The organism is Vibrio sp. 1CM7H, assembly GCF_023161645.1.
Classification (GTDB): Bacteria; Pseudomonadota; Gammaproteobacteria; order Enterobacterales; family Vibrionaceae; genus Vibrio; species Vibrio diabolicus.
The window spans coordinates 606,431-625,595 of sequence record NZ_JALNTV010000001.1; the positions used below are offsets into that span (position 1 = coordinate 606,431).

Here is a 19,165-nt window from a genome sequence, read left to right on the forward strand (position 1 = left end):
AGTGTGATGTTTATGTATTTTCTTATTAGCTTGCTCGTATTTTTTTTACTGTATATCAGGACAAAGCCGAATTCGTGGTGCTCGGGAATTCATATTGTGAGCCACATTTTCATGGTTATATTTTGTCCAACGATTTATGTCATTCAATATTTAATCGTCACGTTTTTCTCGTCACCATTATTGATTAAGTTGTCATCACGTTCAGGTGTATACAACATTCTTATTGCTTTTCTTCCATTATTAATTGCAACCGGTAGTTTGGCGTTTAGCTGAGCGTTTCATCTATCTTCTTTTTTAAAACGACTACACTTATACGGAATAAGACATCAATTTCATATAATTAATCGATATTGCGGTGTTAGGACATGTGTCACATTTCTGTGACTACTAGTAAGTTTTACTTACTTTGCTCATTAGTGCGCCATTTATCGATTGTTTAATGAGTTGATACTTAGTCTAATCGTCTAAAGGTGTGCAGTATGCCGCACTAAATCATTTAAAAACTATCTAAAAAGGTTAATGGGAAACGTAGGCCATTAGCGGAGGTCAGATGAGTACGCAAGCCGTGCCGCAGAACGCGATTGTAAATGCTGTTAAAGGTGAAGTCTTGGTTTTAGGTCTGGATGGAAAAGTCAGGTCTATAAAAGCGGGGGATGAGTTAATATCTGGCGAAGTGATCATTACTGAAAATAACGCTTCTCTTGATGTACAGATACATAATGAGCTGTATCTGGTTGATGCTAATTGTGTCGCGTGCCTTCCAGAACCTTCTTTTGAACAACCAGAAACCTTACTGCAATCTCCAGTTAATGGCCAAGTTACTTTCGATCCAACAGCTATCGAAGGTGCTAACTTTGACGCTAATGATGTCGCGGCTATCCAACAGGCCATTTTAGATGGTGCTGACCCGACTGCTATTTTGGAAGCAACGGCTGCTGGTGCTGGCGCTGAAGGCTCAGCCAATGCTGGCTATGTGACCGTTGAATATAATAATCCGGAAGTACTTGCCTCCACCTTTTTTGAGACGTCAGCGACTCGTAGCGGTGTAGAAGAACGCGATGAAGCTGATGATTTAGATGTCACTATTTTTGCCGATGGCGGACAATCATTGCAATCTAGCGTAACAGAAGGCTCAATTTCTCTATCAAGCTATCCGCAAACCATTTCTTCTAGTGTGCTGGTTGAAGCAGGGGATCTCGCACTTGATGCTGCTTCATTTGTACCTGAAACGTCCTCATTGGAGTCTCTGTTAACCGAGCTAAATAGTGATATTACCTCTGCTGGTCAGCCAGTGGCGTTCGTTTATGACGAAGCGCAAAATGCCATTATCGGCACTCAAGAAGGTAACGAAGTGCTTCGTATAGAGATCGAAGCGACATCTTTAGGCCGTGATTTAGAGTTAGAGGTCGTTACCACGATTAGCCAGGGCATTGACCATGTCGCTTCTGTTGCTGATGGTCAAGTTTCCATCTCCGGTGATCAAATCAATATCGCTTTTGACATTACAGGCGCAGATATTGGTGGTAACAGTATTCAAGCACCTATCGATTTCACGACAACCGTTATTGATGGCGATGATCCGGCGCCGCAAAACGTTACTTTCGAAAACGTTGAATCTTCTTCTACTCCGATTACTGGCACCTTTGTTGATATTGGTAGTGATCAATTGGCAACGGTCACATTTAATCAAGAAGGACTTAGTCAATTTGATGGCCTATTGAGTGATAATCAGGCAACAGAGGCGGTACTCTCTGAAGACGGCAGCACTATCACCCTGTCCATTGCAGGCTCTAATGAAACCGTTTTAATCATCAGTCTGAATACTGATGGTACCTACCAATTTGAGCAATTTAAGCCGTTAGAACAAACAAACGGTAAAGATACGATTGAGCTCTCTTTGCCAACCACAATCGTCGATTTCGACCAAGATACGGCAAGTAACACGTTTACGATGACCATCCTTGATGGCGATAACCCGGTGATTGAAAACGTGACGGGATTGTCTTTAGACGAGGCGGGGGTTGACCAAGGTTCACAGGAAGGCGCGGCAGTAACAAGTGGTACTGGGTCGATCACGACAGCGGTCGGTAGTGACATCATTGACCACTACGAGTTGGAACCTACAGAGTTCAACGTTGGTGGAGAACTCCAATCTCAAGGGCAGGTTGTTCAACTGGAAATAGCGTCCGAGAGTAATGGCGTGCGTACTTACGAGGGCTTCATCGAGCTGGATGGCGTGCGTATCACAGTATTTGATGTGGCGATTGATGCCCCTGCATTGGGCGAATACCAATTCAACTTGTATGAACAACTCGACCATACGGGTGCTAACGATGACTCGCTTACTTTCTCACTGCCAGTTTACGCGGTAGATGCGGATGGCGACCGCTCCTCGATTACCGAAGGTTCGAACACACCAGAAGCGGCGCAAATTGTCATTCAGGTTCAAGATGACGTTCCTTCGATTGATGGCGTTGATGCGCTGGCCGTCGATGAAGACGATTTATCAAGCATCGGCTCCGATCAAAGCGACTCTGTGCTCGCGCAAGGTAGCTTCACGACGACTCAGGGCTCAGACCGTGTTGTAAGTTATCAATTAGAGAGCGGCACTGATCCACTCAATGGGTTGGAATCACAGGGTCGATCTATTTCTCTGACGGAAACAGCCAACTCAGATGGCAGCTTTACCTATTCTGCAACGGCAGAAGGGGACGCTATCTTCACCTTACAAGTGAACCCTGATGGTTCTTATTCATTTACCCTTGAAGGTCCAATCGATCATGCTGTGGGTAGCGATAGCTTAACTTTAGACTTCAATATTGTCGCAACGGACTTTGACGGTGACACCAGTTCACTTGTTCTACCGGTAACTATTACTGATGATGTGCCAACCATTAACGACGTTGTTGCTCTTACCATCGATGAAGATGACTTAAGTTCGGTAGGCTCTGACCAATCACAGCCAACGTTGGTTGAAGGTCAGTTCACGACAACTCAGGGCTCTGATAGCGTTGTACAGTATCAGTTGGATGTAAACGCTGATCCTTTAAATGGCCTGCAATCTCAAGGTCAAACCGTCTCCATTGCCGAAACTCAAAATGCAGACGGCAGCTATACCTACAGCGCAACGGCAAATGGCAGTGCAGTCTTCACATTGATTTTGAATACCGACGGCTCGTACAGTTTTGAGCTGCAAGGTCCAATCGACCATGCGGCAGATAGCGACAGCTTAACCCTTGATTTTAGCGTTATTGCGACAGACTTCGATGGTGATACAAGCCAAATCGTGTTGCCAGTTACCATCGTGGATGATAAGCCAACCATTATCGATGTCGATGCAATTACCGTTGATGAAGATGACTTAGCAACAATTGGCTCAGACCAGACTGACCCGATTTCAATTGATGGCACCTTCACTACCACACAAGGCTCTGACCGAGTGGTGAGCTATCAGCTCGACGCTTCTGCAACACCAGTTGATGGCCTTACATCACAAGGCGTTGCAGTCACGCTAACTGAAACCGCAAACGGTGATGGCAGTTTTACCTACCAAGCAACAGCAGGTACTGAGTCGGTCTTTACACTGACAGTGAACACTGATGGCTCTTATAACTTCACGCTAGAAGGGCCAATTGATCATGCTGTCGATAGCGACGAGTTGACGCTCAACTTCCCAATCATCGCGACCGACTTTGATGGTGATACCACAAACGCGACTATCCCTGTCACCATCGTGGACGATAAGCCAGTTATTACTGACGTAGATGCCATTACGGTTGATGAAGATGATCTAGCATCAATCGGTTCAGACCAAAGTAATCCAATTTCTATTGATGGCAGCTTCATAACCACGCAAGGCTCAGACCGTGTGGTGAGCTACCAACTCGATGCTTCATCAACACCAGTTGACGGTTTAACATCTCAAGGTGTGGCGGTAACGCTAACAGAAACCGCAAATGGTGATGGTAGTTTCACTTATGAAGCGACAGCGGGTGGCAACCCAGTATTTACTCTGACAGTAGATACTGATGGCTCATATAACTTCACGTTAGAAGGACCAATTGATCACGCGGTTGATAGTGACGAGCAGACACTAAACTTCCCAATTATCGCGACAGACTTTGATGGCGACACCGTCACTGAAATCATTCCAGTCACGATAGTTGATGATGTACCGACTATTACAGCGGTTGGTGCGCTGAATGTTGATGAGGATGACCTTAACGTTGTAGGTTCCGACCCAGGCGGCGATCTGTTTGTTGAAGGCGCATTTACCACCACTCAAGGTTCTGACCGAGTGGTGAGCTATCAATTGGATTCAACAGCCGATCCTGTTGCGGGCCTGACGTCTCAAGGTGAGGCGATTACCTTGGTGGAAACCGCGAATGGTGATGGCAGCTTTACCTATGTCGCGACCGCAGATGGTAATCCTATTTTTACCCTAAACGTCGCAACGGATGGTACGTACGACTTTACGCTTCAAGGACCAATCGACCATGCGGCCAACAGCGACAGCCTAACCATTGATTTCCCGATTATTGCCACCGATTTTGATGGTGATACGGCCACGGCAACTATTCCAGTCACGATCACGGATGATGCACCAGTCATCGATAACGTCGTGCCGCTGGCTGTGGATGAAGATGATCTCTCAGGTATTGGCTCAGACCAAAGCGACGCTGTTTATGTAGAAGGTGCGTTCACGACCACTCAAGGGTCAGACCGTGTGGTGAGCTACCAACTTGACTCAACGGCTGATCCTGTTTCGGGGTTAACTTCGCAAGGTGAGCCTGTTACCTTGGTAGAGACTGCGAATGCCGATGGCAGCTTTACTTACGTTGCTACCGCGGATGGTAACCCTGTCTTCACCATGAATGTGAATGCAGACGGTACATACAACTTCCGTCTGGAAGGTCCGGTCGACCATGCGTTAAACAGCGATGAGTTAGTACTGAACTTCCCAATCATTGCGACGGATTTTGATGGTGATACGACGACCGCGACCATTCCAGTCACCATTACTGATGACGTTCCAAGCATCGACAACGTTGTTCCACTGACAGTAGACGAAGATGATCTCGCCACAATAGGCTCAGACCAAAACGATGATGCGTTTATGTCTGGTTCGTTTAGTACGACAGAAGGCTCGGACAGCGTTGTTAAATACCAGCTTGATGCAACGGCAAATCCAGTTGCTGGATTGACCTCTCATGGTGAACCTGTCGTGCTTGCTGAGACGGCAAACGGTGATGGTAGCTTTACTTACACTGCCACAGCAGATGGCAATGCCGTATTTGAGTTAGTGCTGAAGCCAGATGGCAGCTACACCTTTACTCTGCAAGGTCCACTAGACCATGCGATGAATAGCGACAGCCTACAAATCGATTTCCCGATTATCGCAACAGACTTTGATGGCGACACTTCAACTAAAATACTGCCTGTCACTATTGTTGATGATCAGCCAAGCATCACTAATGTCGATGCGATCAGCGTGGATGAAGATGACTTGGCGACGATTGGCTCTGATCAAAACGAGTCCGTGTCGATTGATGGTCACTTTGTCACGATGGGCTCTGATCATGTTGTGCGTTATCAGTTAGACGCGTCCTCTAACCCTGTTGATGGCTTAACCTCACACGGGGTTGTGGTGACAATGACGGAAAGCGCGAATGCGGATGGCAGTTTCACCTATACCGCTACCGCAGGATCAGAAGCCGTACTTACCTTGACGGTGAACAGCGACGGCAGTTACAACTTCACGCTTGAAGGTCCAATTGACCATGCAACAGGTAGTGATGAGCTCACGCTGAACTTCCCAATCATCGCGACAGATTTTGATGGTGATACCACCACAGAAACGATCCCAGTTACCATCGTGGATGATAAACCGACCATTACCGATGTTGATGCGATTACCGTTGATGAAGATGATTTAGCCACGATTGGCTCGGATCAAAACGATCCAATATCAATCGATGGCAACTTCACCACAACGCAAGGCTCTGACCGAGTGGTACGCTATCAGCTCGACGCTTCTGCAACACCAGTTGATGGCCTTACATCACAAGGCGTGGCAGTTACATTGGCTGAAACCGCAAGTGGCGACGGCAGCTTTACCTACAAAGCAACGGCAGGCACAGAAGCAGTCTTTACGCTGACGGTGAATACCGATGGTAGTTACAACTTTACGCTTGAAGGTCCAATCGACCACGCGGTAGATAGCGATGAGTTGACACTCAACTTCCCAATTATTGCGACAGACTTTGATGGCGATACCTCTGCTGAGACAATTCCTGTCAAGATTGTTGATGACAAGCCGACGCTTGGTGGCATCGAAGCAACAAGTGTGCAAACGGTTGACGAGGACGATATCCCAACAGTCGGATCTGATGGTACGCAGTCGAACAGCATTGCTGGTAACTTCATCGCGACTGATGGCTCTGATGGCATTGTAGAGTACGGTGTTTCTGACCTAACGACGCCAGTACAAGGCCTGACTTCTGATGGTCAATCACTGGTCATGGTTGAAGTCTCAAACGCAGGTGGCGTTTCAGTTTACGAAGCTCGTATTGATGGCACGACGACACCAGTATTCCGAGTGACCCTCGATGCCTCTAATGACAGCTACAGGTTCGATTTGCTTGCTCCTCTCGATCATCCAAATGCTGATGGCCAAAATGAACTGGTCATCAATTTGCCGATAAACGCGACTGACTTTGATGGAGACGTGTCGAACAACATCACCTTACCAATTACGGTTGTGGATGATGTTCCGACAATTGATGGTTTACTAGCAGGCAGTGAACAAACCGTTGATGAAGATGACCTACCAGCAGGTACTGATGCTGCAAGTGCAGAAGATACTGTTATTTCAGGTACTTTTGATATCACCGGAGGTGCTGACCAAGTTGCTTCTATTCAGCTTAGTGACCTGACCACGCCTGTTGCTTCTCTGACTTCAGATGGTGAAGCTATCACCTTAGTTCTGTCTTCTAGCGCAAACGGTGTGAACGTATACCAAGGTGTTGCTGGCAATCCTGCTGAAGTGGTTTTCGAACTGACGTTGGATGCAACGAACAACACCTACGAGTTCGATTTACAGAAGCCGCTTGATCATCCAGATGGTAATCAGCAAAACGAGATTGTTATTAACCTCCCTGTGACGGCGACAGATAATGATGGTGATACTTCACCAGCCTTCACATTGCCAATTACCGTTGTGGATGATGTTCCAGTTGTTACCAATATTGAAAGTCTACGTGTAGACGAAGATGACTTACCTCTTGGTTCTGATGGCACTAAAGAGCCATTAACGGTATCGGGTGAATTTGAAGTAACCAGCGCAGATGGTATTGATGCGTTCGAATTGGATCTGAGCTCAAACCCTATCCCGAATCTGAAATCGGGTGGAGAAGAGGTAACACTTTCTCAAGACGTTGGTGCCTCAACTGCTGACGCACTTGTTTACGTAGGGCAAACTCCGGGTGGAGTGACGGTGTTCACGTTGACACTTCATCAAGATGGTAAATACGACTTTGAGTTATCTGGTCAGTTAGATCACGCGGTTAACTCTGATGAGATTTTGTTGAATCTACCTGTGAAGATCACGGATGGCGACAACGATACTATCACTGCGACCTTGCCAGTGACCATCATAGATGACAAGCCAACCATTGATGCTATTAGCTCTGGTAGTACCTTGTCTGTGGATGAGGATGATATTCCAAGCCAAGGTTCGGACGACACGCCAGAATCCAATATCATTGGCGGCAACTTTGATGTTACTGATGGTGCCGACTCTATCGTTAGCTTCCAGTTGGATAGCTTAACGTCGCCTGTATCTGGACTTACCTCAAGTGGTCAGCCGCTTGAATTGGTTGAGTTTTCAAATTCAAATGGCGTGATTGAGTACCGAGCTTACGTACAAGGTACGACGGATACCGTCTTTAAACTGACGCTAAATGGCTCAGCTGACAGTTATGAGTTTGAACTATTAGGTGCACTTGATCATCCTGCGGGTAACGATGAAAACTCGTTGGTCATTAACTTCCCAGTCAACGCGACTGATTTTGATGGCGATGTGTCCAATAACATCACCTTGCCGATCACCGTGGTGGACGATGTTCCAGCTATTGTGAAAGTGACAGACTCTAGCCAACAAACCGTTGATGAAGATGATCTTGCCGGTGGCTCTGATACGACAAGTAATGATTCTACGGTATTAAACGGCGGATTTGAGGTCGTTGCTGGTGCAGACAAGATTGTCAGCTACCAAGTTTCTGACCTCGATGCAGTCGTGTCAGGCTTAACGTCGAATGGCAGCAGCATCGAGTTGAATCTAGTAGGCACCAATGGTGGAGTAACCAGTTACGAAGCGGTGATTACTGGCACATCAACTAAGATCTTCACGCTGTCTCTTGATGCGAATAACGACAGTTACCAGTTTGAACTGTTGGGCCCAGTCGACCATGACGCTGTTCAAGGTGAAAACAACCTTGTCATTGATATCCCAATTACAGTCACAGATTTTGATGGTGACACGTCATCATCACTGAACCTTCCAATCACCATCGTTGATGACATTCCCGAAATTAAATCAGCAGATGCTTTGGCTGTTGACGAGGATGACCTCGCTAATGGCTCTCAGGCAACCAACAAAGACAGCCTAGAAGCAACCGGTAATTTCGATACGGTGGAAGGGGCAGATACCGTTGTCTCTTACCAGTTGGATCTTACTTCTAACCCGATCCCAGGAGTAACGTCAAGTGGCTTCGCGGTGACGTTAGTTCAAACCGCGGTAAGCAACAACAACTTTACTTATCAAGGTCAAACACCTGATGGTAACTCAGTGTTCACGCTAGTTTTGAACGCTGACGGCTCTTACAAGTTTACACTCGAGGGGGCGCTAGACCACTCAACCCAAGGCGAAGATACTCTCATACTCGATCTTCCAGTCTTTGCGACCGATGTCGATGGCGATACGGCAGGTATTAACTTACCAGTGACGATCACCGATGATGTTCCAACCTTGTACGATGCATCTATTTCGCGTGTTGAGGGGCAAGGCAGCCGCACGGTTCACTTATTCCAAGACCCTGTAGAAGGTGATGACGATCTTGGTGCTGACGGCGCACAAGTGACTTCATTCTCGGCTGATGATTCAGGCATTTACTTCCAGCAAAACGGTGTTGATTCCGATTCTGTCGATTTGAACGGCAGCGACCAAGTCGTATTTGTTCACAAGGTTCTTGACGGAGTGGATACTGAAATCGGTCGTTTGGTTGTTCGAACTGATGGCAGTGTGTCATTCCGTCCGAATGACGATCTTGACCATACCGAAACCGACTCGATTGATTTCACCATCAACGTTGTTGCAACCGATGGTGATGGCGATATCGCTGATGCCGATGTGGATATCTCGATAAGAGACCGTAATGCGCAAATTGACACGTCTACCGTTACTGCGTTCGAGGACCAAGGGCGTGATGGTGTCGTTGTGGGCGTTGACTCTGCAAATACTCAGGATAACTTGTCGACGCTGGATGTGACGCCGGCGAAAGTCGATTTGGTTATCGATTTGCATGATATCGATCGTAACGAAAGCTTAGGTGACATCACGATTCGAGATGCAAGCACGCACAACGGTACTTTCTATTACCGAGATGGCAGCGGTAACTTCATTGAATTGACACCAGTAGGCGATACGGTTGTTCTTGGTGCATCAAATGTCGAGCAGTCATTCAATGGTGAGCTTGTCTCGTTAGATAACTTGTACTTCGTACCAGATCGTCATACATCAACCGATGCTTCTGGTATCGATCCTCGTATCCGTGTGGAAATTCTTAACAATGGTACGCCAGATCATACGATTAATGGTCGTTTAGACATTGAAGTTGCTGCCGTTGCAGATATTGCGACTTGGACGACGAGCAGCGAGTTTAACTATTCTGTCGATGAAGACGGAAACAACGTCGCACTTAATATCACGGCGGAAACTCAGGATACTAGTAATCCTGAAGATATAGTGTACGAGCTCGTCTTTACACAAGGGGAAGGTAACGCAGAGTTAGTATATTCGGATGGTAGTGCGATTCCACAAACTGGTGGTGTTTATCTCGTAGATTCCAGCCGAATTGGTGACGTTCAAATTGACCCAATCGATAATTTCTCGGGCGAAATCAAGATTGATGTAACCGCGATTACAACAGAAAACAATAATCCGTTATCAGGGAAGGAAACGGCACGTTCAGAGACAGAAACTATCATCATTGATGTTAACCCAATCGCGGACCCAGGTAGTTTTACAGTCAACCGAATCAATGTCTTTGAGGATAACGCTCGAACTCAAGACACCGTCAATCCTGTCACGGATCATGATCCACTTCAGTTAAGTGAAGTGATTACCATGAAGCCGTCTGCGGATTTAGATGGTTCTGAAGCACTGTTTGTGCGTATTTCTGACTTCTCAATTGATGGCGTTACGTTAGTGTGGCTTGATTCTGCAAACCCAAGCCAAATAGTGGAAGTGACCGATTCAAGCGGCAATGTACTCTATTACGAAGTGCCAGAATCTGAGTTAGCCAACGTCGAAGTGCTTCCTCCGTTGCACAGCAATGATGACTTTACTTTCAACGTTGAAGGTATCGTAAAAGATACGGCATCGTTATCTAGTGGGGTTGCCGAAGATATGTTGTCACTAGGCAGCAAAACAGTGATCGTCGGTGTGAAAGGCGTAGCTGACATACCATTTATTGAGCTGAATGATAAATCAGGGATCTGGCATGAGTTTAATGACGGCAATGTAAGAGGTATTGAGACTAATATCGATGAGAATGGTCAAGTAGAGTTGGGCTTTAGTGTCATCTCTGGCGAGTTACCAGATAACCCGAATGATCACTCAGAGTCGGTTACGGTTCTGCTGTCCAATATTCCGGCAGGTGTCGAGGTATTTGATAGCGATGGTGCATCCGTCGATCTGACCTTTGTAGGCTATGACGCGCAAAATCAGCCAATCTATGAAGCCAATATCACCACGGCGAATATTAATTCTGGAATTGTTATTAAACCGGAAGCGTCATCGACGGAGAACATTCATATTACAGCGACGACGATCGTCACAGAGAATGATGGTCACAGTCGAACCTCATCGGGTGAGATCCGAATTATTGTCGCTCCTGTCATTGATGCGCAAGATAACTACACGGTTCAATCAGAAGGTGATGAAGATACACGCTTTAATATTGATTGGAAGCCAACGTTGGCTCAAAGCCCTGATACAGACGAGTTCTTTAGTGATGTGACGATTTCTGGATTTCCTCCAGGCAGCACGGTTTATGTCGATGGCGTAGCACAAACATTGGTTTCTGGAACATTAACACTTTCGCCACTAGCGAACGAGTCGGAGCAAGACTTTTCTGCTCGAATCTCTCAAAGCGGGTATGTCCAGGTGCAATTAGAGCAAGACTCTAGTACTGACTTTGATTTGAATACTACGGTGACGGTGAAAGAGATTGACCACGAATATGTCGATGCTTCTAATCCAGGGCAGGGAATTGCAGAAAAAACCATCAATGGCATGGTGCATGTCCAAGTCAATCCAATCGTTGAGCCAGAAAATACAACAGGATCGCTAGACGCCCAGACACGTTTGCTTGTTGCTGAAAGCACTGGCGTTGTCACTAACATCGTGAAGTCAGATGGCCAAGGGAACATTGATTTTACGATCAATACTTCAACGGGTGGGGAGTCTGGTGCGAATATCATCAAATACCAAGAGTTTGACGCCTCTTCAGATGAAGTGGTGACTCAGCTTGTTGTTCAGTTCCACAATGTCGACCCTGAGATTCTCAATCAATTGGTCATTGTTGGTGCATTGAACGAAGGCGGCGGTCGATGGACAGTCATTGACGAAGAAAACTTCTCGATTAAAGCGCCTTCAGGTCTTGATTTAACGCCAAACGACGACAGCGATGATGGTGACAACGGCGGTCTATCTCAAATTGGGTTAACCATTTATGCCGAGGTCAACGATTTAGGTGAAGATGCCGTTGAAAAAGACGCAACAGTAGTAAGAGAAACTGACGTGACACTTGAGTTTCCGACGGTTCTCACGCCGCAAACGAGTGTTGCCGCTGAAATTCAGGTGGCTGATGACGTCCAAATTGAAGCATCGGAAGATAATGCGATCGACCTTGGCACTCAATTGACGTCGAAAGTCGATGCGATTAATGCGGATGGTGTGGAAGATGTTTTGACTGTTGTTATTGATCCATCTGCACCCGGTATTCCTCCAGGCTTGGTGATAACAGGCACTGATATCGATTTTGTCAATGGTAAATACGTTTTCCAAGCAGATATTGATGCTAGTGGCAATATCACAGGTTTGGACGGTTTAACGATGCACTTGGCAGAAGATTACGCTGGTGATTTCGAATTGCCTGTGAGGTTTGTCACCAAAGACACAGAGTCTGGCGACGAAAAAGAAAACAACGTGCGAATTCCAGTTCAGGTTTTACCGATTGCAGATGTTCCGAGTTCGGCGGGTGATCAGCCATTAGATGGTGATGTTACACCAAATGTGACAGTGGATATCACAGGTACTCTCGGTTTAGACGCTAACAAACAACCAGTTAATGACCTAAATAACGATGTACCAACGGCGGATGGTGTGGGTTATGAAGATGGTTTAATCCAACTTAATCTAAATGTCGATTTTGCTGACCGTTATAACAATATCCAAGGTGGTCAGGAAACGCTAACGAATATCAAGTTAGAGCTCGATGACCCAACACTGGGGGAGTTTGTTGACGCAAATGGCAATAGCTTAGGGACAAGTATTGAGTTTAATGAAGCAGAAATTTTAGCGGGTGCGCTTGATAATGTTCTGTTTAAGCCGAAAGAAAATTATCCCGTAGGTGGGGGACAAAACACCGTCAAGATTAATATCGAAGGAGAGATCACGGACGAGGCTGTATTTGATCAGTCTATCCTAAATAACCCTGGCGATAATATCGACATAAGAACTTTTACTGATGACGTGACATTCGAAGTTACGCCAGTGGTGGACGATATTACGATTACAGGTGCCGATCCTACGAAGCCAATTACCGTGGTTGGTGACGAAGATACTTTAATTTCGTTGAATCAATCGGGCTCAGGGGTTTCGATCAGCTTAAACGATAATGATGGCTCTGAAAGTTTCGTTTCACTCAAGTTAATAGGGATTCCTGACGACTTTGTCGTTCAATCCAATTCCTCTGATTATGTTGTTAAGAACAACGGCGGAGGAGAATGGAGTATTCAGCTAAAAGACCTTACTCAGACATCCGTTGATTTGAGTGACATCCAAATCAAACCGCCGAAAAACTTCAGTGGTGAGGCAGAGATTGGAATTACCGTGTTCATCCAAGAAGAATTGTTACAAGTACCAACTGAGCGAACTAATAACTTTACGCTGGTTGTGAATCCTATTGGCGATGATGTTGATGTGAATCCTGATACTTCAGCTGCGGGGAATGAGGGAGAAGATATTGTTATCAACGTCAATGCGTTGGTGGTTGATAACAAAGAGTCCATCGGAGATGGCGCAACCTACCAGGAAAATGATCCAGAGACGCTGAGAGTTGAGATTTCAAATGTCCCTGATGGGGCGAGTGTTTCATTACCTGATGGAACGGTGTTTACTGACCAAGGAAATGGCGTCTTCGTATTAGAAATCGATGCTCAAGATTTGGATCAAGTGGTCTTTAATTCTGGTGATCGAAACGATAACTCATGGGGAGGGTCACTGCATTTCAAAGTGCAAGCGGTTGATACCGGGCTCGATGGTCGCCAAAATTTAGGTTCAGCCGAGGAGTTTGACGTAGCTGTTGATGTTGAAGCGGTGAATGATCGACCGGACTTCGTGAATGTCATTGACGTTGAAACACCAGAAGACAACGCTATCCTGCTGGATACATTTGGTATTTCGGATGTGGATGCGGTACTTGATGATCCTACCGCAGAGTATGTCTTGAATATTGCTGTCGATAGCGGTTACTTGGCGCTCAATCCATCGATTATTGCCAATTACGGATTGACGGTTTCTGGAGACGGCACGGGTTCAATTGAACTGAAAGGAACCGTATCTGACCTTAACGCCGCTATCGCTGATGGTTTAGTGGAGTTTAACCCAGCGCTTAACTTCTTTGGTAACGTCAATGTCGACATCTCTGTCGATGACCAAGGCAACGAAGGTATCGTGATTAGCGGTGTCGATGAAACACTCAATTCAAATAGCAGCCAATTTGTAATTGAAGTCACAGAGGTGAATGATGCGCCAACAACATCGGAAGTGACGCTGACAAGTATTGATGAAGACAGCGGCGCTGTTATTGTTACCGCAGCAGACTTGCTGGTTAATGCGGTTGATATTGAGTCGGACAATTTAACCGTTAGCAATGTTACGCTTGTCGACCCTGCAGCAGGGACGCTTACTCAACTGAGCTCAACGGAGTGGAGCTTTGAACCTGCTCCTGATTTTTACGGGGATGTAAGCTTTAATTACGATATTACGGATGATGGCATGACCAATGGCGTCTCGGATCCGAAGACCGTCAGTGGCTCAGCCGTGATGACAGTGCAGGCGATTAACGATGCTCCGGAGATCGATGGCTCAATGGTCACAAATACGATTGTGGAGTCATCGGATCAAAAAATCTCAGGTATCGAAATTACCGATGTTGATTTTGCAGGTGTTCATGAGAATGAAATCATGACGGTGTCACTCAGCATCGATGAGGGTGATATAAGTGTCGTTGTCCCGGCGGGGAGTGGCATTACTCAAGGCGTTGGTTTAGCAGGTGAAACTGTACTGATGGGGACTTTGTCTCAGCTTAATAGTCTTTTCGCTTCGACGGAGCCGGATGTCGGTGTATTTATTGATGCCAGTGACGTGAACAGCAATTCTATTGCGCTTACGGTTACCGCTGATGACAACGGTATCTTCTATGACAACTTAACGGGTACCTCACTACAAACATCAGAAACGTTTGATATTAACGTAACGCCTGTCGCTGACGTACCAAACTTGGCCATTGATCAGAACTTTAGTTACATTCAAAGAATTAGTGCGAGTCAAAGTGCAAGCCGTCAAGGCATCGCGCTGGTGGGTATTATGGCTGCGTTGACCGATGTCGATGAAGTACTGGCCTTAGAGCTCACTGGCGTGCCAAGAGGAGCCACTATCACGAGTGAAGCTACAACATCGAATATCAGCTTTGATGGTACAACATGGACTGTTCCAGAAGATGAAATTGATACGCTACATATCAATAATGCGATCCCGGGAGATTACGATATTACATTGACTGCGGTTTCTACTGCATCAAATGGTGACCAAGCGTATTCAACGCCATTAGATATTAATCTAAACGTTACGCTAAATAATCAAGATATTGATCAGTCTGCTGAAAGTGAAGACAGCTATCTTATTGGTAGTGATACAGGCATTACTTTAGCAGCAGGTACGGGAGATGATTATATCCTAGGAGGAGATGGATATGACGTGCTTATTGGCGGACTAGGCTCTGATATTCTGACTGGTGGTGCGGGTAGCGATATCTTTAAATGGACAGAAGACACGGTGGATAATGGTGCGATTGACACCATCACTGACTTTAGCGTCAATGAGGACACCATTGACCTCAAAGACGTGATCGCTGATTTGAATGATCCAACGGCAGGTATTGATGATTTACTTGCGCACATTCAAGCCGATTACGACGCATCAACAGAAAATGTTTCTCTGAACATTACGACGGATGCAAATGTCCAGCAAACCATTGTTGTGGAAAACTTAGGTACATCGATAGACTTCAACGGTCTTAGCTCCAATGAGATTGTAGAGTCATTGCTGAATCACGGTGTTATTGATAACGGATAAATTTGGATTCAACATAAAACGGGCGGCTTTAACAAGGCGTCCGTTTTTATTGGGAGTTATTGGTTTTTATCGAGACTTATTGAATCGAAATAGCACAACATTAGGTAGCAAAAGAGGGCTTGTTACGGATTTGCAGTGACAGGTCGGAACTAAGAAGTTTTAGACGTGAATATCGAGTAAGCTGCCAATGACTTCATTGTTTTTCTCAATGACGGACGCACCCACTCGGTTGTAACCTGCAGCTTGCGTAAGGTTGATGAGTGATTCAACTTTTTGAGAGGGGAGGCTAGGAGTTGAAGCGGTTATTGCGACATCTGCCACTTTAGCCAAATCGATGTTGTGAGAAGCGATCTCTTCTTTCACTTTACCTAAATTATCATTAATGCCATGCGCGGCTTTTTCAGCCATCTGCTGTGACATCTGAACAATTTGGTGCCCAGATTGAATTCCTGATACAGGCATATCACCACTCCCAATACTATGCTAATGAGAGCATAGGTGGAGTTTATAAAACGTTCAAGTGTTTTATCTCAATGATTTGATTAAGCAAACAGTTTAGAAAGCATTTCTCGCTCTTCAACAGAAAGTACTGGGTTTTGCGTTTTGTTTAACTTTACGCTTATCTCACCCTGTAATGATTTCAACTGACTCGCCGTTAAATCGCTGAGCTTTTGTTTAAGTTCATTAAATTGTTGTGCGTTCATCTCAATACCCTCGTTGTAATTCGGTTTATCCTTCATTTCCCGAAGTTCTTCGTCCTTTGGATACAACATATTTATTCAACCTAGATAGATTAGAATTTGATCGATTGCTTTTTGTCCGAATATTGTCAAGGTGCGTTAAGTGATACGTCAGATTTTTCCTATGAAGGTACATAATTACCCACTTTGGGGTAGATAGAAAAGTAGAAAGAAAAAAGGAAGCGACAATCCGCTTCCCTTTTATATGCGTGTGTTACTAGTTAACCCTCACTGCAAACTTACTGGCGAGTGAATGTAGCTCTGGGAGCATGCGATAGATAAGGTGAAGTTGCTGCAATACCATGCGAGCGGAACTATCATCTTCATCTCGCCACTCATTTAAGCGTTGCTCGAGTCCCGCATCGTCAATATTAGATAAATCGCACTCTTCGCAATGCTGGTGAAGCTGTTTATGGAGAACGTCTAAATGCTGATGAATACAGCGGTGTGCATCTAAAACGAGCTTATGAATAGACTCATCTTCAATGCGAGTTCGGTGCGCGCCAAGAGCAGAAATATAGTTCAGCATTGCGTGATTTAACGTTAAGAAGCGGAAGCTCTCATCAACGGCAGCACGATATTTACCAGGTTCCGCAAGCATTGTACTGATGGCAGAAGAAAGTGAGGCGTCACTGTTATGGGCTTGACGACGAGCAATGCGATAGCTCAAGTTGTCCTTTTTACCAATTCGATACTGACCAATGATCTGATCGAGATACTGTTTGTTAGCCTCTATCGCATCCGACATGACTTTGTGCAGCCTTCTCGATTGCCAATCTGGCAAAATAACCAGCACGGCTCCTACAGCAAGTACACACCCGATGAGGGTATCAGCTAGTCGAGGAAGCACAACCGCGTAACCTTCACCTAACTGGTTGAATAAGAAGAGGACCAGTAGTGTGATAAAACCGGTTGCGTATCCGTAATTGTTCATCCGAAAGGCGAAAAACATCACGCCAGAAATAACGATGAATACTAACTGGCTTTCTTGAGAAGGGAAGAAAGTCAGTAATGGTACGCCAATTAACAAACCAGCTAATGTGCCTATGACTCGCGCTGTCAGTTTTTGACGTGTTGCGCTGTAGTTCGGCTGACACACGAAGAGAGTGGTTAAGAGTATCCAGTAACCTCGGTCGATGTTGAATACTTGAATGATTCCATAACCAATCGTCAAGGCAATCGACATACGCAATGCGTGTCGAAACAGCATCGAATCTTTGTGTAAATTCGCGGATATACGCTGCCACATGGCTTTTAATGTGTGCGGGTTAGTATCGGCGAGCGTATCTTCCTCTAGGCCCTCAACATCTGGGTTGTTAATGTTATTCAGTTGCTTTTCTACCGTCGCTAAGTTATTGAATAAATATGTTAACTGCATTAGCAGACGTTTCCAGTGTCCTTGCTTTTGTTCTTCTAAGTAAGCAAGTGAATTTTGCACTTCAGCTAAGGCCAAGATGGACTGATCGGTATGTGAGTATTCATTCCCTAGCTGAATCGCTAATGCAATATCGCGACACGCTTGGGCTTGAGATTCCAAAAGATATTTAAAACGAAACAGCACATCAGAACGTTCAAATTCAGTTGCTAAATCTTGATAGCGGTAATGGCTAGAGCTGACTCGTTCGTGGATGTCTTGAGCGATGAAGTAGATATTTAAGAATCGGTCACTAGGGCCATCAATGTGGCCGCGTTTCGAGCGGTTTAGTAATGTGGCTTTGCAAGCGTTTAGCGCCATCACCGTCGCTGCGTTGCACTTTGCGGCTTCAATCCGAAGTGGCTGTGGCGTTAGGTTGGTGACAGGGTGAAAAAGCTTGGCTTTCGCATCGAGATAATTTGCCATTTGGAAGAACACATTGGCTAAGCTTTGTTGCACAGGCTGAAGAGGCCAAAATATCTGCCAAATCATCGACATGAAGTAATACCAAGCCGCACCAGTTAAAAGCAGCAGTGGCTGAAACCAAATGTTGGTACTCTCATGTGCGCCAAGCATGGTGTAAATGGCGATCAGCAAAGAGCCAAAAGCAATGCTCGCATATTTAGGGCCTATCGCCCCAAGAATGATAAAACCAAAGGTTGAGATAAATAACCCTAATGCAAATGCCCAAGGGGTGTCGAACAAGATTTCAATTGAGAAAGCGGCGAGCGCAAAACAGAGAAAGGTCAGAATCAGCGCTTTGATGCGCCCAGTGAAGCTGTCATCACTCTCTGCCAAAGCAGCAGCAATAACGCCCAATATTAGCGGCGTGATCAGCGTATTTTGCTCGAAGTACCAAGTCGGGATAACCACACCCAGTAAGGTGATTAGGATAAGAACGCTGTAATTTATGGTCTTGTTTGCCCAATAGAGCCGAAATTTAGAAGTTGCTTGCACAATGCGCCTTATGTTTCCGATGAAGAACGGGGGAATACTACCAAAACCACTATAGCGCGTTTATGATTTACTTTAAGAAAAATTCGTTGTTGCTGATAAAATCAACAGGGATGTCATTGACTTATACTAAAG

General features: G+C 45.6%; 4 protein-coding genes. 1 reads left to right on the top strand and 3 read right to left on the bottom strand.

Features of this window, described 5'->3' with window-relative positions:
- Positions 1-550: 550 nt before the first annotated feature.
- The gene (locus MSG33_RS02635) at positions 551-15,922 is read left to right on the top strand and encodes a retention module-containing protein (RefSeq protein ID WP_248379748.1); all 15,372 of its coding nucleotides are present in this window, start codon (positions 551-553) and stop codon (positions 15,920-15,922) included.
- A 159-nt stretch (positions 15,923-16,081) separates the two neighbouring features.
- On the opposite strand, the gene MSG33_RS02640 is transcribed toward MSG33_RS02635, so the two are convergent.
- From MSG33_RS02640 to yccS, 3 genes are all read right to left on the bottom strand, one after another.
- Positions 16,082-16,384, bottom strand: a complete 303-nt coding sequence (locus MSG33_RS02640) for a hypothetical protein (RefSeq protein WP_005396673.1) — start codon at positions 16,382-16,384, stop codon at positions 16,082-16,084.
- A gap of 80 nt (positions 16,385-16,464) precedes the next feature.
- The gene (locus MSG33_RS02645; protein ID WP_046875991.1) at positions 16,465-16,695 is read right to left on the bottom strand and encodes a hypothetical protein; all 231 of its coding nucleotides are present in this window, start codon (positions 16,693-16,695) and stop codon (positions 16,465-16,467) included.
- A 184-nt stretch (positions 16,696-16,879) separates the two neighbouring features.
- A complete protein-coding gene (gene yccS, locus MSG33_RS02650; protein WP_124007797.1) occupies positions 16,880-19,033 on the bottom strand; it encodes a YccS family putative transporter in 2,154 nt (717 codons plus the stop codon).
- Positions 19,034-19,165: the final 132 nt, after the last annotated feature.